The sequence below is a fragment of the Vibrio sp. 10N.261.51.A3 genome, assembly GCF_041471965.1.
Lineage (GTDB): Bacteria > Pseudomonadota > Gammaproteobacteria > Enterobacterales > Vibrionaceae > Vibrio > Vibrio crassostreae_C.
The window spans coordinates 64,077-88,315 of sequence record NZ_JBFRPK010000004.1 but is presented as its reverse complement, the minus strand read 5'-3'; the positions used below and the strand labels follow the sequence as shown (position 1 = coordinate 88,315).

The following is a 24,239-nucleotide window of genomic DNA, read 5'->3' as shown; positions in this document are numbered from 1 at the left end:
AAACTCCTCATTGCTAACTCTCTGTTTTGCAGCCATTATAAACTCAGAACGCAAATATAGAGACCATTACCGTGTCAGAAAAACTCAAAATCAATTCCAGCCACTGGGTGATCATCATTGCCCTACTCGCGGCGGCTTATGCTTGTTACTTGCTTATCGAGCCATACGTTAACTCTATCGTGATGGCCTTTATCATTTCACTATTGATGTTCCCAATCCATGAGTGGCTTGAAAAAAAGCTCCCGAATAAAGAAAACATCGTCTCTCTGCTGTCTTGTGTGATTCTGACTTTCATTATTGTTATCCCTTTATTGGCAGTATTCGCAGCAATTGTTCAGCAAGGTTCTCTGTTCTCTCAGAATACTTACCAATGGGTGACCCACGGTGGCATTCAGACTCTGTTTGCTCACCCGTTAGTGGTCAAAGCGCTGTCATTTGTGAATAACTACCTGCCTTTCGACAACATTGAGCCCCAAGCCATCGCACAAAAAGTCGGTGAGTTTGCGACCAGCTTTGGTTCTAAGCTAGTTGGTATCAGTGCGAAAATCTTAGGTGACGCGACCAATTTCTTGATGGATTTCTTCTTGATGTTGTTCGTTTTGTTCTTCTTATTAAGAGATCACGACAAAATCATCAGTGTGGTTCGTCATATTCTGCCGCTGTCTCGTAGCCAAGAAGACAAACTTCTAACAGAGATAGAGCAAGTATCTAAATCAGCAGTAATGGGCTCATTCTTAACCGCAATCGCACAAGGTTTTGCCGGCGGTTTAGGTATGTGGATTGCTGGTTTCCCAGGTCTATTCTGGGGCACAATGATGGGCTTTGCCTCTTTCATCCCAGTAGTGGGTACTGCATTAATCTGGATCCCAGCAGCAACCTACTTGTTCCTAACTGGTGATACCACGTGGGCGATTTTCCTAACGGTTTACTGTGTAGCGATTGTTGGTTCAATTGATAACCTGCTACGTCCGCTGCTGATGCAAGGCAGTGCAGGCATGAATACCCTGATGATCTTCTTCTCACTATTGGGTGGTATTCAACTGTTTGGCCTAATTGGTCTTATCTACGGACCATTGATTTTTGCGATTACCATTGTCCTATTCAACATCTACGATGAAGAGTTTAAGGACTTTTTAAACCAGCAAGACAAGAGTTAACGAACTTGACGTCAACTTGATTGGCGAACGAGTATTAAACACTTCAAGCTTTGGGCGGATTATGCGAAAATCCGCCCTCATTTTTTGCTAACGATTCAACAGAGTGTCCTATGTCAGCTTATATTGCCCCAAGCCAGATTGCTCAACGCCAACTCGCCTACTTTGAAGGCAAACATGTTTTAGTTGCCGGTGAGGCAGAAGACTTGTTCCCTGTTGAGTTAGCGAAGCATTGTGAATCTGTCTCTGTGTTTACTTCTAATTACAGCTACTACCGTCAACTGGAGGGTTGCAACACCATCCAACGTTTTTACGGGGCTGAGTTTACCGAAGAGACCAAAGCCGACTTAGTGATGCTGTACTGGCCAAAAGCCAAAGCAGAAGCGGAATTTCTGTTGGCGATGCTATTTGCCAAGCTAGGTAAAGATACCGAGATCGTCGTGGTTGGTGAAAACCGTTCAGGCGTGAAAAGCATCGAGAAGATGTTTGCTCCTTACGGCAAAGTTGTTAAATACGATTCAGCGCGTCGTTGCTCTTTCTACTGGGGTCAATGCTTCGATCAACCACAAGCGTTCAACCTGCAAGACTGGTTTAAGACCTACACGGTTAACATTGATGAACAACCTCTGACGGTAAAAAGCCTTCCTGGCGTCTTCAGTCACGGTCAATTCGATGTCGGTAGCCAACTTCTGTTGGATACTCTGCCAAAACTAAAAGGCAAGGTACTGGATTTTGGTTGTGGTGCAGGCGTCTTAGGCGCGGTCATGGCATCTCGTAATCCTGATATCGAGCTAGAAATGTGCGACATCAGTGCATTTGCCGTGGCATCAAGCCAAGCAACGCTAGAAGCGAATGGTTTAACGGGTAAAGTATTCGCTTCAGATGTCTATTCTGATACCGCACAAGACTACCAGTTCATCATCAGTAACCCACCATTCCATTCAGGTTTAGACACTAGTTACAGCGCGACTGAGACCTTGCTTGCTCAGGCTCCTAAGCATTTGAAGCGTTCTGGTGAGATGATTATTGTTGCGAATAGTTTCTTAAAATACATTCCAATTATTGAACAAGCGTTTGGAAAATGCGCGACTCTAAATAAGACCACTAAATTCGCGATCTATCACGCAAACAAATAACCTCTCTAGCACAGCGCAGGGTCATTATCTGCGCTGTCTGTTCATATTTTTGTCAAAACTCTATAAAAATGAGCTTTTGCACACGCTTTAAATACCACTTACTTGTCAAAGTAAAAAAACTCGTTAATTTCGTTAAATTGGAACCCGTTAATTCTATTCTCTGTACTTGTTTTCGCCCCTTTTAGCAGTACATCAAAGGAAAGTAGTACCCAATTTATGTTTAGATTCTATCGTAAGCAGAAGTTTAAGCGCCTTCAAAATACCCTAATGCTGGCATTTCTTGTCCTCAGTATTACCCCTGTGACACTTATCGCGATATTTTTCCTCCAATCGCACAGTCAGGATCTCCAGGAACAAAGCACCTCACACCTTGTTTCGGTTCGTGATACTAAGCAGCAGCAAATTGTCGATTACCTACAAGCTCAAGAATCCCAAGTGATGGGCTTTGTTCGCTCAGAATTGGCCAATGCCAGTGGCGGGCGATTTTATGGTTTGATCAATGCATTTCAACGATTGGGGTTAGATATTGACGAGGCACGCAGTAATGCACAGCAGCGCTATATTCAAGGCTCTGGCGATCAAATCAAAACGTCGATCCTCCCTGAATCCAGCAGCTTTATTGGCAGCGAGCGTTATCGCCTGCTCCACAAGCGCTACCATAATGCTTACCTAGAACTGCTTAAACGCTCTGATTTTGACGATATTCTCTTAGTTGATATCAACGGTAACGTCGCTTATTCCGTCTTTAAAAATGACGATTACGGCACCAATCTGCTGACAGGAAAATACAAGGACTCCAACCTAGGTATTACCTTTCAACGACTAGCCAAAGACGTAACCGACCGACGCAAATCTAACGAAGATTACACGCCGGTTATCGTTTCTGACTTTAAAGACGAGAATGGCAAACAGACCGCATGGCTAGGCGCACCTATCGTTCAACAAGGCTACCTACACAGTTACGCGATGTTTAGGCTACCAATCAACGGCATTACTAAGTTGATTGCGGATCTCAACAAGAGTTCGAATATTCAAACGCTGCTTGTAGGTGATGATCACCTGCCGCGTAGCCTTGCTCATTCACAAGAATCTATTAACTTGAGCCTAGATGTTGTCGATAAAGCATTGGCTGGCGAAACAGCGGTTGGCACCTTCGACAACACCCTAGATCAAGCGACCATCGCGGCATATACGCCAATTGAGCTGAAATACGCAACATGGGCTCTTGTCGTAGAGCTGCCAGAGAAAGAGGCGTTTGCCCGTATTCATCAGTTAGAAAAGATCTTCGTGATCGTGATGCTAACGGCGATCATTCTGGTAGTCGTTGCATCGCACTATCTGTCTAACTTCATCACATCCCCACTGCTTAAACTGACGTGGGCTGCCGAAAAAGTATCGGCGGGTGATCTCGATGAAACCATGATCAATACCGAGCGCAAAGATGAGATAGGCCGACTCGCGGTGAGCTTCGAAAGAATGCAGCGATCTATTCGTGAAAAAATGCAGCTCATCAAAAGCCAAAACGATGAGCTTGAGGACAACCTTAAGACCATTCAAAAGCAAAACGAAGAGTTACAACTGGCAAATAAACTCAAAGATGAGTTCTTAGCGACTACTTCACATGAATTGAGAACACCACTGCATGGCATGGTGGGTATCGCTGAAGCGTTGATATCTGGAGCTAACGGCCCTATTCCTGCTAATCAGAAATATCAGTTGGATATCATCATCAATAGCGGTCAGAGATTGGCGACCTTGGTTGATGATCTGCTTGATTATCACAAGATGCGCTATGGCAGCTTAGATATTAAGAAATCAGCCGTTGATTTGTCGGCAGCCACCAGCTTGGTCCTAGAGTTGTCTCATCACCTATTGGGCAATAAGCCAATCCGTATTATTAACCAAGTCCCAAGTGATTTAGGTCTGGTTTCATCGGATCCTCAACGACTTGAGCAAGTGATGTATAACTTGGTCGGCAATGCCATCAAGTACACCTCAGAAGGTAAAATTGTTATCTCTGCCAGCGTTATCGATGACAACATTCGTGTGCAAGTTGTCGATACTGGCCAAGGTATACCGGCCGAGTACCTTGAGCACATCTTTGAGCCATTGATTCAAGCAGGCCAAGATGCGAGTAACTACCGCCAAGGTGCAGGGCTTGGATTATCGATCAGTCGTCAGTTGATCGAGCTAATGGGCGGTTCACTGTACGTTAGTAGCCAACCAATGCTCGGCACTACGTTTAGCTTTACCCTGCCCCTAGCTACTCAAGATGAGTTAGACAGTTACAACGAATCAGGTCACTACTCGCACTTCCAAGCGCCTGATTTAATTGATAACAGCCAACAAGAAAATAGTGTTATCAGTGAAAACCCAGATGGCCCGTTATTGGTTATCGCCGATGATGAGCCGGTTAACCTGCGAGTATTAGACAGCTTCTTGAAGTTAGAAGGTTATCGAGTACGTACTGCATGTGATGGCCCTGAAACCATTGAACTGATTGAGAAAGAGAAGCCAGAGCTGCTTCTACTCGACATCATGATGCCAGGAATGAGCGGCTATCAGGTTTGTGAAGCACTGCGTAAACAGTATGACCATGCTCAGTTGCCAATCATCATGCTAACAGCCCTCAACCAAGCAGAAGACCGTGTTCGAGGTTTCGAAGCGGGTGCCAATGACTACTTGTCTAAACCGTTCAACAAACAAGAATTAGCGGCTCGAATAACAGCGCATCTATCAGCAAGTAAAGCTGAACAGAGACGCCTTGAAAACGACCAACTGCAACTCGAGCTCAAACATAGAGCGATGGTTGAAGCTAACTTGCTAGAAACTCAAGGCCGCTTACTAGAGCAACTAGAATCGGCACCTGAAGCCATCATCTGTATTCGTGATGACCAACGCATTCGCTTTGCTAACGAAGCCGCAGCTAAGCTATTCAGACGCGGACAGGAACAACTCAAACGCTCAATGGCCGACGAGATCATTGCGCCTAAATACCTTAAGGTAGAACAAGCCCACTACTGCGGTGATATTGATATCTATATAGACGACACACGTCAGCGCATACCAAGTGACATCCTTAAGCTGCCTGAAGGCTCAGGGCTCGACACCATGTATATCTTCAATGTAGGTGGTGGTGTTAACTCAAACCGAATCAATAACCTTGAAACGGCGGTTGAAGCTCTCTCTAGTTATGCCTTTGAAGGCGACAAAGATAAGTTACAGCAGCTTAAAGAGCTTGGCGGAGAATTTACTCGTCTTGCTGACAAGGCAACAGGTGAAGGTAAAAACAAGCAAGAGTTAATGCGTGAGGTACTGGTCGATGCGATGACGAATGCCATCATCTACTGGGAATCGGTGACGGGTGAAACCAAGTTTGCTTTCGCCGAGAAGAGTGGCTTGTGGCGCGTCTACTTAGACCGCAGTACGCTGCAAACTCGAACGCTAGACAAATACCTACGCGTAGAAACCCTACCGAAAACCCCTCGATGGCGAACGGTACTGAGCTCAATCGAATTCATACTGGAACACTGTAAAGAACAGACGCCAGAAAGAACCCATATTGAGATGCTAAGAGATAAACTTCAGAAACTACTGACCAGTTAATCCCTGAACCAACATCACGATACTTTGAATAATGGAGCCCACCTAGCGTGGGCTTTTTTGTACGCCTAATAATCACAAAAAGTAGAATCCCATCGCTTGCAACGCACTTTTTTTACGCCCTTAAACAAGGAGGAATTCACGCCAATTACGTACAGTGTGAGCTCGTAACCGTCAGTACTTTTCGTTCTATTCTCAATCATATCTGACTCTTTGTTGCAGTTTGAGAAGCGAGTCACAACAGAACGGCAGATTTAATTTTCTAGGGAAATTTAACGTAAAACTGGCAAGTGACCGAGATCTACAATTATACCAACGTAGGGTAAGGCATTATAATAAAAAGCCTTTAAAGTTAGTGGCCACTTACAACCTGCAAGAACCTCAAAACCAAATGCGAGTCACATCACTTTAACAATTGCGTACGAAAAACCACCAAAGCAACCTATTTTGACGTTAATGACGTGGGGTTGTGTGTTTTTAACGTTTTTGACGGGAAACGAGTTTGATTAATTCATCGATAAGGTGTTTTCTTACTCCTGCCAAAGGCCTACAGGCCACTCTTACCACTTCTCAGAATCAACGATGAATCTGGAGCAACGAAGAAGAGGTAGGCCTTTAACCAGAGTGTGTATCTACTAAACAATTTAGCGACAGATAACATTCAATCCATTAGTGAAATGAAAGCAAATAGTAAGGAACAGCTATGCTTGCCAATATAAAAAAAACAGCAATAGCAACAGCAATTATTGCAACTGCTACAACAGGTTTTGCATCAGTAGCAACCGCTGCAGAACGCAGTGAACTGACCGTTCACCCGAAAGAGTACACTACATTCGTACGTAACTTTAACCCGTACCTTGGTGCTACTAACCTACATACTACAACTGACTTCATGTATGAGCCGCTAGTAGTATTTAACGAAATGCACGGTAACACTCCAGTGTTCCGTCTAGCTGAAAACTTCAAGATGTCAGATGATCTGATGAGCGTTGTTTTCGACATTCGTAAGGGTGTTAAATGGTCTGACGGAGAAACTTTCTCTGCTGATGATGTTGTTTTTTCTTTCAACCTTGTAAAAGAGAAGCCAGAGCTTGACCAATCTGGTATCAACTCTTGGGTAACTTCTGTAGAGAAACTGAACGACAACCAAGTTAAGTTCACACTAACAGAAGCAAACTCAAACGTACCTTACGAGATTGCTAAAGTACCTGTAGTACCTAAGCACATCTGGAAAGACGTTAAAGATCCATCAACGTTTACCAATGAGAACCCGGTAGGTTCTGGTCCATTTACAGAAATCGATACGTTTACAGCGCAGCTATACATCCAGTGTGCAAACCCGAACTACTGGGATGCAGACAACCTAGATGTTGACTGTCTACGTGTTCCACAAATTGCGAACAACGACCAATTCCTAGGTAAAGTTGTAAACAGTGAAATGGACTGGACGTCTTCTTTCGTTCCAGATATCGATCGTACATACGCAGCAGCTAGCCCTAAACACCACTACTGGTACCCGCCAGCAGGTACACAGGCATTCATCGTTAACTTCAAGCACCCTGATGCTGCGAAGCATGAAGCATTGAGCAACGTTGACTTCCGTCGTGCTTTCTCTATGGCTCTTGACCGTCAAACTATCATCGACATCGCATTCTACGGTGGCGGTACTGTAAACGATTTCGCATCGGGTCTTGGCTACGCGTTTGAAGCTTGGTCTGATGAAAAAACTCATGACAAGTACAAAGGCTTCAACACTTACAACGCTGAAGGCGCGAAGAAGCTTCTTGCTGACGCTGGCTTCAAAGATGTAAACAAAGATGGTTTTGTTGACACTCCATCAGGCAAGTCTTTCGAACTAATGATTCAATCGCCAAACGGCTGGACTGACTTCAACAACACAGTTCAACTAGCGGTAGAACAGCTAAACGAAATCGGTATTAAAGCAAAAGCTCGTACACCTGACTTCTCTGTTTACAACCAAGCAATGCTTGAAGGTACATACGACGTAGCATACACAAACTACTTCCACGGTGCGGATCCATACACGTACTGGAACAGTGCTTACAACTCATCACTACAATCTGGTGATGGTATGCCTCGTTTCGCAATGCACTTCTACAAAAACGACAAGCTAGATGGTCTTCTAAACAGCTTCTACAAAACAGCTGATAAGAACGAGCAGCTAGATATTGCACACGGTATCCAGCAAATCATCGCTGCAGACCAAGTGACAATCCCTGTGATGTCTGGTGCTTACATGTACCAATACAACACAACTCGCTTCACTGGTTGGTGGAACGAAGAAAATCCAAAAGGCCGTCCAAACATTTGGGCTGGTATTCCAGAGCGTCTACTTCATGTACTGGACCTAAAACCAGTTAAATAAGTAATCGTTCAATCCTTGCGGCGTAACCTCTTACGCCGCTTATAAAAATCCCCACACTCTCAATTGAAAGTATGGCGCTAGTCGTCAGGGGATTTTTCGTTCCAAATTTCGCTAGGAGCGACCTGAATCCAGAAACAGGGAAACAATCTGGGTGAGTAAGGTGTGAGTTATGGGTTATTTTTTAAGACGTTTGTCATTTTATTTTGTCGCGCTATTAGTTGCTGCGACGTTAAACTTTATTATTCCAAGAGCAATGCCTGGTGACCCAGTTACCATGATGTTTGCGAACGCTTCTGTACAAGTTACTCCAGAGCGTATTGCTGCAATGAAAGAACTATTAGGCTTCGTTGATGGTGGCTACTTAGTTCAATACGTGGCGTACATGAAGAACATTCTTAGCTGGGAACTTGGTACATCAATTCAATTCTACCCACTTTCTGTAAACACACTGTTGGGTGGAGCATTCGGTTGGTCGCTTTTCTTAGCCGGCACCGCAGTTATTCTTTCTTTCTCGATTGGTTCAATCCTAGGTATTTTCGCAGCGTGGAAACGCGGCAGTAAGTACGATGCCTTCGTAACGCCAGGGATGCTGATTCTACAAGCCGTTCCTCAAGTTGTTATCGCGATGATTGCACTATTTACCTTTGCAATTGGCTTGAAGTGGTTCCCAACAGGGTATGCCTACACCGCTGGTACTATACCTGATTGGACAAGCTGGGCATTCATTAAAGATGTCGCTTACCACGCCTTCTTACCACTGTTCTGTGCTTCTGTTGTTCAAATTGGTGGCTTCCTAGTAAACATGCGTAACAACATGATCAACCTATTAGCCGAAGACTACATCACCATGGCGAAAGGCAAAGGCCTGAGCGAAAACCGAGTGGTATTCAACTACGCAGCTCGTAACGCGATGCTACCTAGTGTGACAGCCCTGTCAATGTCGCTAGGTATGGCAATCGGCGGTCAGTTAATTATCGAAATCATCTTTAACTACCCAGGTCTTGGCAGCGTACTTTTCAACGCAATTAACGCTCGTGACTACCAAGTACTGCAAGGTCAGCTGCTTATCATGACGCTATTCATGCTGTTCTTTAACCTAGTTGCAGACATGCTTTACGTTGTTCTTGACCCTCGTCTTCGTAAGGGTGGTAAATAATCATGAAAGACTTTTTAAAACTCATTTGGCGTAACCCGATGGCCCTAACAGGCGTCATCATCCTAAGTATTTTTATTCTTGGCGCGATTGCAGCTCCATTAATCACCAAACATGTACCAGACAAGCGTACAGGTAACCCACACGAATATCCTGGTTTCGTGGTGAAGTCTGCACAAACTAACCCTGATGGCTGGGTTGCTCAAAATCTAGCAGACGACCGTCGTACATTGATCATGTCTAAAAAGGCAGACCACGTACTAGGTACAACTCGTATGGGTCGTGACGTTTGGTCTCAAGTGGTATACGGCGCACGCGTATCTCTTGCTGTAGGTTTTGGTGCGGGTCTAACCGTATGTTTACTCGCAACTGTTATTGGTGTTTCTGCAGGTTACTTCGGTGGCCGTGTCGATGACGTTCTAACAGCCGCAATGAACATCATGCTGGTAATCCCTCAATACCCATTACTGTTCGTAGTAGCAGCCTTTATCGGTGAGGCAGGGCCACTCACCATAACCTTGGTTATCGGCTTTATGTCTTGGGCTTGGGGTGCCCGTGTTGTTCGCTCCCAAACCTTAGCACTGCGTGAAAAAGAGTTTGTAAAAGCCGCTGAAGTTTTGGGTGAATCTTCATTCCGCATCATCTTTGTAGAGATTCTGCCAAACCTTATCTCTATCGTTGGCGCAAGCTTCATCGGTTCGGTGATGTACGCAATCATGATGGAAGCAACCATCTCGTTCCTAGGTCTTGGTGACCCGAACACAATCAGCTGGGGCATCATGCTTTACAACGTTCAAACCTCTTCATCAATGCTGATTGGCGCTTGGTGGGAACTGTTGGCTCCTTGTATCGCATTGACACTACTTGTAACTGGTCTTGCTCTACTTAACTTCGCGGTCGATGAAATTGCTAACCCGCAACTGCGTTCTCACAAAGGCATGAAGCGTTGGAAGAAACTAGCAGCTCAAGACAAAGAAGAACGTGAACCAGAACTACCACCACAAAATGCACTTTGGAGCGGAGATAAATAATCATGTCTGAACCACTAATTTCTATCCGCAACTTATGCGTGGATTACATCACAGAGTCAGGCGATGTTCGTGCGTGTAACAACGTAAGTTTCGACATCGCTCCAGGTGAAGTATTCGGCCTAGCTGGTGAATCTGGCTGTGGTAAATCAACGGTCGCTTTCTCTCTTATGCGTCTTCATAAGCCGCCCGCTTACATCAGTGGTGGTGAGGTTATCTTCAACGGTGAGAACATCCTTGAATACAGTGATGACCGTATGCAGTCGTTCCGTTGGAGTGAGATGTCGATGGTATTCCAGAGCGCGATGAACGCACTCAACCCAGTACTACCGATGGAAGAGCAGTTCTGTGACGTAATCATGCGTCACACCAACATGACTCGCGAGCAAGCTAAGCAGCGTGCTGAAGGTCTACTTGAAATCGTCGATATTCACCCGAGCCGATTGAGTGACTATCCTCACCAATTCTCTGGCGGCATGCGTCAGCGCTTGGTTATTGCTATCGCGTTAGCACTGAATCCAAAGCTGATCATTATGGATGAGCCGACAACCGCACTTGATGTGGTTGTGCAACGCGAAATCCTACAAAAGATCTATGCACTAAAAGAAGAATTTGGCTTCTCAATTCTGTTCATCACCCATGACTTGTCATTGATGGTCGAGTTCTCTGACCGCATCGGCATCATGTACTCAGGTGAGCTAATCGAAGTGGCTAACTCTCAAGATATTCTAGAAAACCCTTACCACCCTTACACCAAAGGGCTGGGAAATTCTTTCCCTCCACTGACAGGGCCAAAGACAAAGTTAGCAGGTATTCCGGGTAACCCTCTGAACCTGTTAGAGATCCCTGAAGGGTGTCGTTTCCAAGCTCGTTGTGACCGTGTACATGAAAAGTGTACCAAGGTGCCAACCAAGCTGCGTTCTATCGACCCGGGACATTTGTCTAACTGCCACCTGTACGGTGACCCAATAGTACAAAGGAAGCTATAGCTTGCACGCTGACTCAGCGTGAATAACGAACAAGGCGGCTCGACCGCCTAAAAACAAGCAAAGCGAATAAGGATTCTGGAGACAATTATGAGCAAAGATTTCGGTCAATTATTGGTAGAAGGCAAGAATGTCGTAAAAGACTTCCCAATAAGCAGTACCACCATTCAAACCCCAATGATGCGTGCGATTAACGACGTGTCATTCAAGATGTACAAAAGCCGTGGCCTAGCAGTGGTTGGTGAGTCTGGTTCAGGCAAATCAACAACCGCAAAAATGATCGCAAAAATGTACGCACCTTCAGGCGGCACGATCGAATACAAAGGTCGTGATATCCAAGAGATCTCAAGCAGAAAAGATCTTATGCACTACCGTGAAGGCGTGCAGATGGTATGGCAAGACCCGTTTGGTTCATTGAACCCAACGCACAATATCTTCCACCACATTGCTCGACCACTGTTGATCCACAAGAAAGTATCTCCGGGCAACAAGAAAGAGCTAGAAGAACGCGTTTACGATCTTTTAGAGCAAGTAGGTCTCATTCCGCCAAAAGAGACGGCGAAGAAATACCCTCACCAACTGTCTGGTGGTCAGCGTCAACGTGTCAACCTAGCCCGCAACATCGCGGTAGGTGCCGAAGTTGTACTAGCCGATGAGCCAACTTCAATGCTTGATGTATCGATTCGTGCCGGTGTTTTGAACCTGATGGAAGAGATGAAGTTCGAGAAGCAAATGTCTCTGCTTTACATCACTCACGATATCGCAACCGCTCGTTACATCGCTGAAGACCTTTCGGTGATGTACGTGGGACACATGGTGGAATGGGGCGATACCGATGACGTGATTGCTAACCCTCAGCACCCATACACCCAATTGCTTGTTTCGGCCGTTCCAGATCCTAAGAAGTCGATCCACGAGCAACTTGCAGGCAACAAAGGTGAGATTCCTCTGTGGACACCAGTATCAGCAGGCTGCCCATTTGCAGGCCGATGTACTCACGCAATGGATAAGTGCAAAGAGCAGCTACCAGGGGTTACGCAGCTCGCTGATAACCACTTTGTGCGCTGTTACCTACACGAAAGCTAAGCAATAAAACCCAAGTTAGGGTCTTCGGACCCTAACTATTTATATCCAAAACATTCAAGTACCTAGCCAATAGAAACTAGGACTGTCGGAGAATATTGATGCTGTTATTGACCAACCATATTGGCTATGAGTCCACAGGCCCGAAGCAAGCTATCCTACAAACTAAGAAAGCTCGCCTATCAAGCACTACGGCTCTACTCGTCTGTGCTGACAACCATATGACTGTCGGAAATTTTGATGTGGTTAAACAAGGCCGCGTAGCAAATTGGCATCAAGGGCAATTCTTCACTATTGATTTCAGTTCAGTCACTGAATCTGGTCGCTACTACCTACGTTTTGACAACCTGCGTTCAGAAGTATTTGAGATTGGTAGCAACCTATTAATGAACCACACGTTTTCTGATGTGCTTCATTACTTTAAGTCACAACGCTGTGGCGGGATTTTCGACAAAAAAGATCGACAAGCACAAATTCTAGGTACCGACCGATACGTCGATGTCCACGGTGGATGGTATGACGCATCAGGTGATGTCAGTAAGTATTTTAGCCACCTGTCTTATGGTAACTACCTAAACCCACAACAAATTCCGATGGTCGTTTGGAACATGCTAAAAAGCGTACGCTTGACTGGCCATAACCCAGACTTCCCGAAATTCTCCATGACTCGTCTAACGGAAGAGGCTCTGTTCGGTGCCGACTTCTTAGTGCGTATGCAAGACGCTGACGGGTACTTCTATATGACGGTATTCGACAAATGGAGCAAAGATATCAACCAACGCGATATCTGCGCTTATGCGACTCAAGAAGGTCATAAATCAACGGACTTACAAGCGGGCTACCGACAAGGTGCAGGTGTTGCTATCGCAGCATTAGCCGCAGCTTCTGAGCTTGAAATCTCTGGTAGCTACTCGAGCCACACATACCTTGAAATGGCGGTTAAGGGTTACTGGCATCTAAAAGAGTACAACCTCCAGTATCTAAACGATGGTGAAGAGAACATCATCGATGAGTATTGCGCCCTACTCGCAGCCAATGAGCTGTATCGCGTAACACAAGACCAGCAATACCTATCAGAAGCAAGAACTTGGGCGACTCGTTTAATCTCTCGTCAGCAATCCGATGATTCATTTGAGCACTTCTGGTCGGCAAACTCTGATGGCTCTCGTCCATACTTTCACGCAGCTGAAGCCGGTCTTCCTGTGATTGCACTATGTGAATACATCGACAACGAAACCGATGCTGAATTAAAAGAACAGGCGCGCACAGTTGTTGAACAAGCTTGTCAGTTCGAAATCAACATCACCGACAAAGTCACCAACCCATTTGGCTATCCAAGACAATACGTTAAATCTGTCGATGGTGATAAACGTGATGCCTTCTTCGTCGCTCAACAGAACGAAACCGGTTACTGGTGGCAAGGCGAGAACGCACGCCTTGGCTCACTCGCAACCATGGCTTACCTAGTTCAACCGCACATTAAAGATAGCGAACTTCAAGAGCGCTTAATCCAGCTTTCACAAAATAGCCTTGATTGGATCTTGGGCCTCAACCCATACCACATGTGCATGCTCGATGGTCATGGCCATAACAACCCAGACTACCTACCTCAGCTTGGGTTCTTCAATGCGAAAGGCGGTATCTGTAATGGCATCACAGCTGGTTTTGAAGATGAACAAGACATTGCGTTCAATCCACCAGCACAAAAAGATGACATGCTTCAAAACTGGCGCTGGGGTGAGCAATGGATCCCTCATGGTGCGTGGTTCTTATTAGCAACCGCTGCACAGTTCAACTTCTTAGCTCAGCGTAAGGAGCAATAATAATGACTCTTTACTACGTCGGTATTGATGGTGGTGGTACTTCTTGTCGTGCTCGTATTCGTGACGCTCAAGGCAAACTGATTGGTGAAGCGAAAAGTGGCAGTGGCAACATCCTTTTGGGTGTTGATGTTGCGATGAGCTCAATTATTGATGCCATCACAAAAGCGGCACAACAAGGGCAACTCAACTCAGACCATTTTTCAAATATGCATGTTGGCCTAGCGCTGGCTGGCGCTGAGCAAAAATCAGCATGGTTCGACTTCATGGCTCAACCACACCCTTTCGCAAGCATGACACTAAATACCGACGCTTATGGCGCTTGCATTGGTGCTCACAATGGCCAAGACGGCGCAATCATGATCGGTGGTACGGGTTCTTGCGGTATCTTCCTAAAAGACGGTGAGCAATATGTGGTTGGCGGTCGTGAATTTCCGATTTCAGATCAAGGCGGCGGCGCAGTCATGGGCTTACGTTTGATTCAACAAGTCTTGCTTGCAGAAGACGGTATTCGCAACAAAACCCCGCTGACTCTACATGTGATGAATCACTTTAATAATGATGTGGATGCCATTGTCGAATGGTCAAAAGGTGCTATTCCAAAGGATTACGGTCAATTCTCACCAGTTATTTTTCAACTCGCTAACGAAGGTGACGAACTGGCTATCGATATGCTCAAGCAAACCGCGGCTGATATCGAAATGTTTGTCTTAGCACTGCATCGAAAAGGCGCTGACAAGGTGTGCTTAATGGGAAGTATCGCTGAGCGTATTCTCAACTGGCTATCACCACCAGTACAACAATGGATCGTTAAACCTCAATTCGACGCTATTGAAGGCGCATTGATGTTTGCCGGAAAACCACAACACAACTTGTATCAACAGGCTTAGCAGGGAAGTTATATGAATTATCGCATCGACTTAGCTGTTCTTTCTGAACAAAAAAATAACTGCCGATTTGGCCTTACGGTACATAACTTAAGTGACCTCGACGTAAAAGATTGGTCTCTGCACTTTGCATTTGATCGTTTCATCCTTCCAGAGAGTTTATCGCAAGGAGAGCTGACTCAAGTTGGCAGCTTTTGCTCATTCACACCAAGTTCGTCAGTGTTAAAGGCCAACAACCATTACTACCTTGAATTCAGTATTCAAAGCGCACCATTCCGCTTCTATTCTGATGGCCTTAACGATGCCTTTATCCAGTCACATAATGATGGAGAAACATCGGTACTGCCTGTCGCGATATCCCCCATAGTACTGGCTTCGCCATACCGTGAACGCAATCAAATACCTGAAGTTAACGCTGCTGAGATTGCATTGATTCCTCAGCCTAATCAGATCGAATTTCAGCAAGGTAGTTTCGCGCTAAGTAACGACTGCAGAATTGAGGTTCAATCTCATCTTGCTGATAAGGCAGTCTCTTGGTTCCAGCAAGAGTTGCTCTCGACCTTTGAGCTGTCTCTTTCGACCGCGCTTTCAGCTGAACTTTCAAAAGACGAAAGCGGCAACATTCTATTTCGCAGCAACCCAACGTTAGATGAAGCCGAATACAAACTGACCATCACTGCACAACAGATTATTGCTGAATCAGGCAGCCAGTCGGGCTTTACACACGCTGTGGCAAGCTTGATTCAACTAGTTCAACAACTGGACGCAGAGAACTTCTCTCTACCATGTTGCAAGATAGCCGACCAACCGCGCTTTAAGTACCGCGGCATGATGTTGGACTGCGCTCGTCACTTCCACTCAGTAGAGCAAGTGAAGCGTTTAATCAATCAACTGGCGCACTACAAGTTCAACGTATTTCATTGGCACCTAACTGACGATGAAGGTTGGAGAATTGAGATCAAGAGCCTGCCTCAGCTAACGGAAATTGGCGCTTGGCGTGGTCCTGACCATGCATTAGAACCGCAATACACCCACATTGCGGATAACTATGGCGGCTTCTACACGCAGCAACAGATTCGCGAAGTGATTGAATACGCAGAGCAACGCAGCATCACGGTTATTCCTGAAATCGATATCCCAGGACACTGTCGCGCCGCAATCAAATCACTGCCAGACATGCTGGTAGAGCAAGCTGATACCACTCAATACAAGAGCATTCAGCACTACAACGACAACGTGCTAAATCCAGGCTTACCAGGCACTTACCAATTTCTAGATGCCGTTATTGAAGAAGTGGCAGAGCTGTTCCCTAGCGAATTAATTCACATGGGTGCAGACGAAGTGCCACCGGGCGTGTGGACCAACAGCCCTGCTGCTCAAGCTTTGATGAAAGAGCATCAATATCAAGACAGCAAAGACTTACAAGGCCACCTATTCCGTTATGCCGAGAACAAACTCAAGCAACTTGGCAAGCGCATGGTGGGCTGGGAAGAAGCGCAACACGGCGACAAAGTCAGTAAAGAGACCATCATCTACTCGTGGCTCAGTGAAGAAGCTGCAGTGAATTGCGCTCGCCAAGGCTTTGATGTGGTGCTGCAACCGGCACAATTTACCTATCTCGACATGACCCAAGATTATGCACCGGAAGAACCGGGCGTAGATTGGGCTGCCGTAATCCCATTAGAACAAGCTTATACCTACGAAGCACTTGCTGAGATATCCGACACCGACCCAATTCGTAAGCGGATCCGCGGAATTCAGTGTGCTCTATGGTGTGAGATCGTCACCAACCAAAAGCGTATGGATTACATGGTATTCCCAAGAATTAGCGCTTTAGCTGAAGGATGTTGGACACATAAAAACAACCGAAACTGGCTAGATTACCTATCTCGCCTAAAGGGGCATCTGCCATTACTCGACAGACTCAATGTTGATTATCGCAGCCCTTGGAAAGCTCAATAAAACAAAATCAAAGCGACACTCATATCGAGTGGATGCTGACTCAAATTAAGTTGCTAACTCAAATTAAGGTGCTCAGTCAGATAAGACTCAGCATCACTATTTAAAAATTAGCTGCATAGATGCAGTTTGTTAAAAAGGAAATGACAATGAAATACGGCTATTTCGATAACGACAATCGCGAATACGTCATCACTCGCCCTGATGTACCAGCACCTTGGACCAACTACCTAGGTACTGAAAAGTTTTGTACCGTAATTTCGCACAATGCGGGCGGTTACTCGTTCTACAATTCTCCGGAATACAACCGTGTTACTAAATTCCGTCCAAACGGCACCTTCGACCGTCCAGGGCACTATGTTTACCTGCGTGATGATGAGACGGGCGATTACTGGTCTATCTCTTGGCAGCCTGTGGCAAAGAGCCTAGATGAAGCGAACTACGAAGTTCGTCATGGTCTGTCATACTCAAAATTCAAGTGTGAATACAGTGGTATTACAGCAACCAAAACGTTATTCGTTCCTAAGGGTGAAGATGCGGAAGTTTGGGATGTAGTACTGAAGAACAACACTGACAAACCAAGAACCATCAGCACATTCTCGTTCGTTGAGTTCTCTTTCAGCCACATTCAATCAGACAACCAGAACCATCAGATGTCTCTGTACTCTGCAGGTACGTCTTACCAAGAAGGTGTTCTGGAATACGACTTGTACTACAACACCAACGACTTTGAAGGCTTCTACTACCTAGCGTCAACCTTCTCACCAGACAGCTATGATGGCCAACGTGACAACTTCCTTGGCATGTACCGTGATGAAGCAAACCCAATTGCGGTTGAAAATGGCAAGTGTTCTAACAGCGCTCAAACCTGCTACAACCATTGTGGTTCTCTGCACAAGCAATTTACGATTCAACCGGGTGAAGAAGTTCGCTTTGCGTATGTATTAGGTATCGGTAAAGGCAACGGTGAACGCCTACGCGAGAAGTACCAAAACACAGCTAACGTAGACGCAGCTTTCCAAGGCATCAAAGATCACTGGGACGAGCGTTGCAACAAATTCCAAGTTAAGTCGCCAAACGAAGGCTTAGACACAATGATCAACACGTGGACGCTATACCAAGCGGAAACCTGTGTGGTTTGGTCGCGCTTTGCATCCTTCATTGAAGTCGGTGGCCGTACTGGCCTTGGTTACCGTGATACGGCACAAGACGCGATCTCAGTACCTCATGCCAACCCACAAATGACCAAGAAGCGCATTATCGATCTGCTTCGCGGCCAAGTGAAAGCGGGCTACGGTCTACACTTGTTCGATCCTGACTGGTTCGATCCAGAGAAAGCAGACGTTGAGCCTTCAAAATCACCAACTGTTGTTCCAACACCGTCAGATGACGACAAGATCCACGGCATTGAAGATACTTGTTCTGATGATCACTTGTGGATCGTTCCGACCATCATCAAATATGTGATGGAAACCGGTGAACATGACTTCTTTGATGAAGTAATTCCATACGCAGACGGAGGTGAAGCGACTGTCTACGAACACATGAAAGCGGCACTGAACTTCTCTGCAGAATACGTGGGGCAAACTGGTATTTGTAAAGGTCTACGTGCTGACTGGAATGACTGTTTGAACCTAGGTGGCGGTGAATCTTCAATGGTGTCATTCCTACACTTCTGGGCGCTACAAGAATTTTTAGACCTTGCTAAGTTCCGCAATAACGATGCTGATGTTGCTAAATACACAGAAATGGCAGCGAACGTACGCGAAGCGTGTGAAACTCACCTTTGGGATGACGAGGGTGGTTGGTACATCCGTGGCCTGACTAAAAATGGCGACAAGATCGGTACTGCACAACAAGCTGAAGGCCGTGTACACCTTGAGTCAAACACGCTCGCAGTTCTGTCTGGTGCCGTTTCTCAAGAGCGCGGTGAGAAAGCGATGGACGCAGTAGATGAGAACCTATTCTCTGAATACGGCTTACACCTAAACTCCCCTTCATTTGCAACACCAAACGATGACATCGGTTTCGTGACTCGCGTTTACCAAGGCGTAAAAGAGAATGGCGCAATCTTCTCTCACCCGAATCCATGGGCTTGGGTAGCAGAAGCGAAACTTGGCCGTGGTGACCGTGCGATGAAATTCTACGATGCACTTAACCCGTATAACCAAAACGACATGATTGAAACACGTTACGCAGAACCATACTCGTACGTGCAGTTCATCATGGGTAAAGACCACCAAGACCACGGCCGCGCAAACCACCCTTGGTTAACCGGTACCTCTGGTTGGGCTTACTTCGCGGTAACCAACTTCATTCTTGGTGTTCGTACAGGCTTTGAAGGCTTAACGGTTGATCCTTGTATCCCGACTGATTGGCCAGAATTCGAGGTTACTCGTCAATGGCGTGGCGCGACTTATAACATCACAGTGCAAAACCCGAATGCAGTAAGCAAAGGCGTTGCCTCTATCACTATCAATGGTGAATCAGTTGAAGGCGCTATCCCAGTACAAGCAGAAGGCAGCGTGAACGATGTTGTCGTTGTTCTAGGCTAGTCACGCAATTTAACGAACAGCTCTTGTCTCAAGTCTTTACAGGCTTGAGACAATGAGACTAAAAGGATTTTCTAATGATTAAATTTGGTACAGGTGGCTGGCGCGCTTTCATTGGTGAGGAGTTCACTAGAGAAAACGTCCGTTTGGTAGCGCAAGCACTCGCTAACATCATCAACAACGAAGATGCAGCCAAGAATGGGTTTGTGATCGGCTATGACCGTCGTTTCCTTTCCGATAAAGCCGCATGTTGGTTTGCAGAAGTACTTGCGGCGAACAACATCAAAGTAAGCTTCATCGATAAGTTTGTTCCAACACCTATCGTGATGTTCCAAGCAAAAGAGATGGGATGCACCTACTCGGCGTGTATTACCGCCTCTCACAACCCAGCCGATTACAATGGCATCAAGGTATTCATTGAAGGTGGCCGTGATGCTGATGAGATCATCACAGAGAAGATCGAACAGCAAATCGCAACACTGACCAACGAAGATATTATTCGTGTCGATTTCGAGCAAGCGTTGAATGACAAAGAGATCGAAATCATCAACCCGATGAACGCCTTTGTTGATTCCATCATTAATGCCATCGATATTGAATCGATTAAGAAAGCGAATCTACGCGTGCTGATCGACCCAATGTTTGGTGTGGCGAAAAACGCTCTGCAAACCGTGCTGATTAACGGTCGCTGTGATGTCGACGTCATCAACGATGGCAAAAACCCAGATTTTGGTGGCTTAATGCCGTCGCCAAATGCTGCAACGCTGTATCGCTTGAAGCACTTAGTTGCAGCAGAAGGCTATGACATTGGTATTGGTACTGATGGCGATGCTGACCGTTTGGGAATCATCGATGAGAAAGGTCACTTCATTCACCCTAACGAAGTACTACTCCTACTTTACTACTACTTGCTGGAATACAAAGGTTGGAAGGGCTCTGTCGTTCGTAACATCGCAACCACACATCTACTGGATAAAGTCGCGGCGGATCATGGTGAGAAGAGCTTTGAGGTTCCTGTAGGCTTTAAGCACATCAGCTCACAAATGGAGGCCGATGACTCTCTGATTGGCGGCGAAAGTTCGGGGGGTTTAACCATTCGTGGTCATATCAAAGGTAAGGATGGCGTATTTGCTTCAAGCTTACTGGTTGAGATGATCAGTGTGACAGGCAAGAAGCTGTCTGAATTACTTGATGAGATTTACTCTAAATATGGCTATGCCTACACCGCAGAAGGCGATTATAAGTTTAAACCTTCAGAGAAAGAAGCGCTCTACACTAAGATCTACGTCGAGAAGCAACTGCCTGAATTTGAATACGAAATTGAAAGAGTCAGCTATGAAGATGGTGCCAAGGTGTACTTCAAGAATGGCGGCTGGGTCATTGCTCGCTTCTCAGGAACAGAGCCGTTACTACGAATCTTCGCAGAAATGGAAGATAAAGACACTGCAGAACGTGTTCTTCAAAAAGTGAAAGACTTCCTCTCTCTATAGGCTTATAGAGTGCAGCAGTTTTGTATGGGACTTAACAAATCACTGCCTTGTTAAAGCCTATAAGTGAAGAACTCTTGCCCAGTACTTTGATTAAAGTGCTGGGCTTTTTTATCGCGATTCTTGTAACGATTAGTATCGCGTTATATCTCTTTAAAAAGCCAATACGCCTTTGGTATCGACTTTTACGTTGACCGGCATACCCACTTCAAGTGCTTCTGACGAGGTTGCTAATAACTTCTGACCATGCGCTTCGATTACATAACGACAGTGATCACCCATAAATTGCTGTTCTAGCACCGAAATAGCACTATCTTGCTCGTAACTTGCTTGGATATGCTGGGGCCTTAGCAGAAGCTCACATGTATTGCCGAACTCAATCTCCGTTTGCGGTTTGGCTTCAACCATACCCAAACTGGTTTCAAATTCATGCTCCGAAATACGCTGTGCCTTTAAGTAGCTACCGCCACCCAAGAAATCAGCAACGAACTTACTCGAAGGGTGGAAATACAACTCAGATGCCGAACCATACTGTTCAATCACACCATGGTTCATCACAGCCATCTTATCTGCAAAAGCAAATGCCTCTTCGCGACTGTGAGTCACAAAAATAGCGGTCACACCCTGCTTCTTAAAGATCTTACGAATTTGAGAAATCAGCTCATGACGAACTTGAGTGTCAATGTTCGAGAATGGTTCATCTAACAGCAGTAAGTCAGGCTTGTATGCCAAAGATCGGGCAATCGCAACACGCTGCTGTTGACCACCAGAAAGTTGATGTGGGTATCGTTCACCATACTCATCTAAATGAACCAACTCTAACATCTCTTGAACTTTCTCTTTCTTTTGCTGCTCTGAGAGTTCTTTTAGTCCAAAGCCAACGTTCTGGTTGACCGTCAAGTGCGGGAACAGAGCGTAGTCTTGGAAAATCATACCGATATTTCGTTGCTCCGGTGGCAACCAATTATCGCCATCATCGATGGTTTGACAGTTTAAACTCATTACGCCACTACTCAATGGAAGCAGGCCAGCAATCGCCTTAAGTAAGGTGGTTTTCCCGCAACCACTTGCACCAAGAAGACAAACAATTTCACCATGCTCAACTTCTAACGAGAGCGCTTCCAAGATGGTTTGCGACTCATACTTACAAGTCAGATCTTTAATTGATAATGCACAACTCATTAGTGTTTCTGCTCCAAAGAACGGTTTACGATGATCAGAGGAATTAAACCTACTAACACCAGTAATACAGCAGGCATCGCCGCCAATTCGAGGTGCTCATCTGAGGCATAGTTATAAACATAGGTCGCTAATGTTTCGAAGTTGAAAGGACGCAGCAGCAATGCCGCATTTAGCTCTTTCATTGATTCGATAAACACCAGTAAACCGGCGATCAGCGCGCCGCGTTTAATCAAAGGTAAATGAACACGACGTAACATCTGGTTGGTATTGCAACCCATGGTTTTAGAAGCCATATCCAATGAAGGAGATACTTTACTCAAGCTACTTTCAATACTGCCAATCGCCACTGCAGAAAAACGCACCACCATTGCAAAGATAAGCGCAAACATGGAACCAGAGAAAATCAGCCCCGGACGTCCCCACTCCATCACTTTGGCAATATCATTGACTAAGTGATCCATGAACAACACAGGCACCATCACACCAATCGCCAACACAGTGCCTGGAACAGCATAGCCCATCGAAGCAATACGCATATAAGCCTGATTTTTCTTACTCGGGCTGACACGTTGATTAAAGTTCACAATCATCGCAATGATAACGCCAATAATCGCCGCGATTACTGACACATAAAGACTGTTAACAGCATACTCTCTGAATTCAGGCGTCCAACTTTGTGCAAAGTATTTGTAGGTATAGATCATCAACTGACCCAGAGGGAATAAGAATGCAACGCACACTAATCCCCAGCACCAAAACAGTGCCAACCACTTCTTCCAACCGGATAGGTCGTAACGAAAGTCTTCACGACTGCTGAATTGATTCTGGAACAGTTTCTGTTTACGACGACTGTAGCGCTCTGAACTCAACAGCAAGATCACGATAACTAGCATAATTGCCGATATTTTCGCAGCAGCCGTTAAACTTGAATAACCTAACCAGGTATCGTAAACCGCTGTCGTTAAAGTGTTGACTGCAAAGTAACTCACGGTACCAAAATCACCGATAGTTTCCATCGCAACAAGCGATAGACCTACCGCCATTGATGGGCGAACAAGTGGCAACGAGATACGACGAAAGCTTTCCCAAGGTGAGCATTTTAGCAACCGAGCGGATTGCAGTAAGGAGACGTTTTGCTCCATAAATGCGGCGCGGCACAGCAAGTAAACATAAGGATAGAGAACGAGAGACAGAACAATAATAGCACCAGATAAGGTTCTAATATCCGGGAACCAATACTCACCGGGTCCCCACCCAGTAAGATCTCGCAGTAGAACTTGAACAGGCCCAGCAAAGTCGAACCAATCGGTGAATATATACCCAACAATATAGCCTGGCATTGCTAATGGCAGTACTAGCGCCCATTGCAAAACCCGCTCTCCCGGAACACGGCACATTGCCATAATCCAAGCAGACGGAATACCAAAAACCAAAGACAGGAATAAGGTTCCCATGACTAAAACCACCGTATTGTAAGCATAGGTGGGCATTACTGTGGACATCAGATGAGAAAATAGCTCATCTGTTTCTCCAACAGCCGTCGTAAAAATCGCTAAGATCGGTAAAACCAGTAATACAGCAATAATGCCGCTACTGGTGTTCCATAAATAATTCTTTTCTTTCATCGCCTAACTACAACGAGGCTTAATGAAACACAAATGCATTTGCAAATACATCTCATATCCTTTTAATGGTGGGGTTATTTATACCCATATACTCTAATGACTTCAAGGTGAGATGCTAATAACTCAAGGGATCAACGGGGTGCTTTGTATCAAAAAGTGATTTTCCAATAACAAACAACCCCAAGTAGCCAAAATGGC

The 24,239-nt window shown here is 45.6% G+C and carries 15 protein-coding genes; 13 read left to right on the top strand and 2 right to left on the bottom strand.

Translation table 11 applies throughout. From position 1 onward, the window contains the following. Window positions 1–71 precede the first annotated feature (71 nt). The 13 genes from AB4371_RS01365 to AB4371_RS01305 all read left to right on the top strand — a co-directional run bounded on the left by AB4371_RS01365 (window position 72) and on the right by AB4371_RS01305 (window position 21,237). Complete coding sequence (locus tag AB4371_RS01365; RefSeq protein WP_136981638.1) at window positions 72–1,157, top strand: AI-2E family transporter; 1,086 nt, start codon at window positions 72–74, stop codon at window positions 1,155–1,157. A 110-nt stretch (window positions 1,158–1,267) separates the two neighbouring features. Beyond that, window positions 1,268–2,290 (top strand): 16S rRNA (guanine(1207)-N(2))-methyltransferase RsmC, encoded by a 1,023-nt coding sequence (gene rsmC, locus AB4371_RS01360; RefSeq protein WP_136977819.1) that lies wholly within the window; start codon window positions 1,268–1,270, stop codon window positions 2,288–2,290. 216 nt (window positions 2,291–2,506) lie between these two features. Beyond that, window positions 2,507–5,896 carry a response regulator gene (locus AB4371_RS01355; RefSeq protein ID WP_372148696.1) on the top strand — a complete coding sequence of 1,130 codons (3,390 nt, stop codon included), beginning with the start codon at window positions 2,507–2,509 and terminating at the stop codon, window positions 5,894–5,896. A 700-nt stretch (window positions 5,897–6,596) separates the two neighbouring features. Continuing rightward, window positions 6,597–8,279, top strand: coding sequence for an ABC transporter substrate-binding protein (locus tag AB4371_RS01350; RefSeq protein WP_017056650.1), 1,683 nt, complete (start codon window positions 6,597–6,599; stop codon window positions 8,277–8,279). A 169-nt stretch (window positions 8,280–8,448) separates the two neighbouring features. Beyond that, window positions 8,449–9,435 carry an ABC transporter permease gene (locus tag AB4371_RS01345; RefSeq protein WP_017059409.1) on the top strand — a complete coding sequence of 329 codons (987 nt, stop codon included), beginning with the start codon at window positions 8,449–8,451 and terminating at the stop codon, window positions 9,433–9,435. Window positions 9,436–9,437: 2 nt separating this feature from the next. Continuing rightward, entirely contained in the window at window positions 9,438–10,463 is a 1,026-nt protein-coding gene (locus AB4371_RS01340; protein WP_017056648.1) for an ABC transporter permease, read from the top strand. A gap of 2 nt (window positions 10,464–10,465) precedes the next feature. Further along, on the top strand, window positions 10,466–11,449 hold the full coding sequence (locus AB4371_RS01335) for an ABC transporter ATP-binding protein (protein WP_017059410.1): 984 nt from the start codon (window positions 10,466–10,468) through the stop codon (window positions 11,447–11,449). Between the two features lie 87 nt (window positions 11,450–11,536). Continuing rightward, window positions 11,537–12,532, top strand: a complete 996-nt coding sequence (locus AB4371_RS01330) for an ABC transporter ATP-binding protein (RefSeq protein WP_017059411.1) — start codon at window positions 11,537–11,539, stop codon at window positions 12,530–12,532. A gap of 98 nt (window positions 12,533–12,630) precedes the next feature. Next, window positions 12,631–14,352, top strand: coding sequence for a glycoside hydrolase family 9 protein (locus AB4371_RS01325; RefSeq protein ID WP_017063263.1), 1,722 nt, complete (start codon window positions 12,631–12,633; stop codon window positions 14,350–14,352). Between the two features lie 2 nt (window positions 14,353–14,354). Next, window positions 14,355–15,239, top strand: a complete 885-nt coding sequence (locus AB4371_RS01320; protein ID WP_017066804.1) for an N-acetylglucosamine kinase — start codon at window positions 14,355–14,357, stop codon at window positions 15,237–15,239. Between the two features lie 12 nt (window positions 15,240–15,251). Further along, a complete protein-coding gene (locus AB4371_RS01315; RefSeq protein ID WP_372148694.1) occupies window positions 15,252–17,198 on the top strand; it encodes a beta-N-acetylhexosaminidase in 1,947 nt (648 codons plus the stop codon). 146 nt (window positions 17,199–17,344) lie between these two features. Then, on the top strand, window positions 17,345–19,750 hold the full coding sequence (locus tag AB4371_RS01310) for a GH36-type glycosyl hydrolase domain-containing protein (protein WP_123322592.1): 2,406 nt from the start codon (window positions 17,345–17,347) through the stop codon (window positions 19,748–19,750). Window positions 19,751–19,824: 74 nt separating this feature from the next. Continuing rightward, window positions 19,825–21,237 (top strand): phosphoglucomutase/phosphomannomutase family protein, encoded by a 1,413-nt coding sequence (locus AB4371_RS01305; RefSeq protein WP_102319894.1) that lies wholly within the window; start codon window positions 19,825–19,827, stop codon window positions 21,235–21,237. Between the two features lie 150 nt (window positions 21,238–21,387). Here the strand turns inward: AB4371_RS01305 and AB4371_RS01300 are convergent, their stop codons facing one another. Further along, window positions 21,388–22,416, bottom strand: a complete 1,029-nt coding sequence (locus AB4371_RS01300; protein WP_102394603.1) for an ABC transporter ATP-binding protein — start codon at window positions 22,414–22,416, stop codon at window positions 21,388–21,390. Next, window positions 22,416–24,041, bottom strand: coding sequence for an ABC transporter permease (locus AB4371_RS01295; RefSeq protein ID WP_372148692.1), 1,626 nt, complete (start codon window positions 24,039–24,041; stop codon window positions 22,416–22,418). Before AB4371_RS01295 ends, AB4371_RS01300 begins: the two co-directional genes overlap by 1 nt. Window positions 24,042–24,239 lie beyond the last annotated feature (198 nt).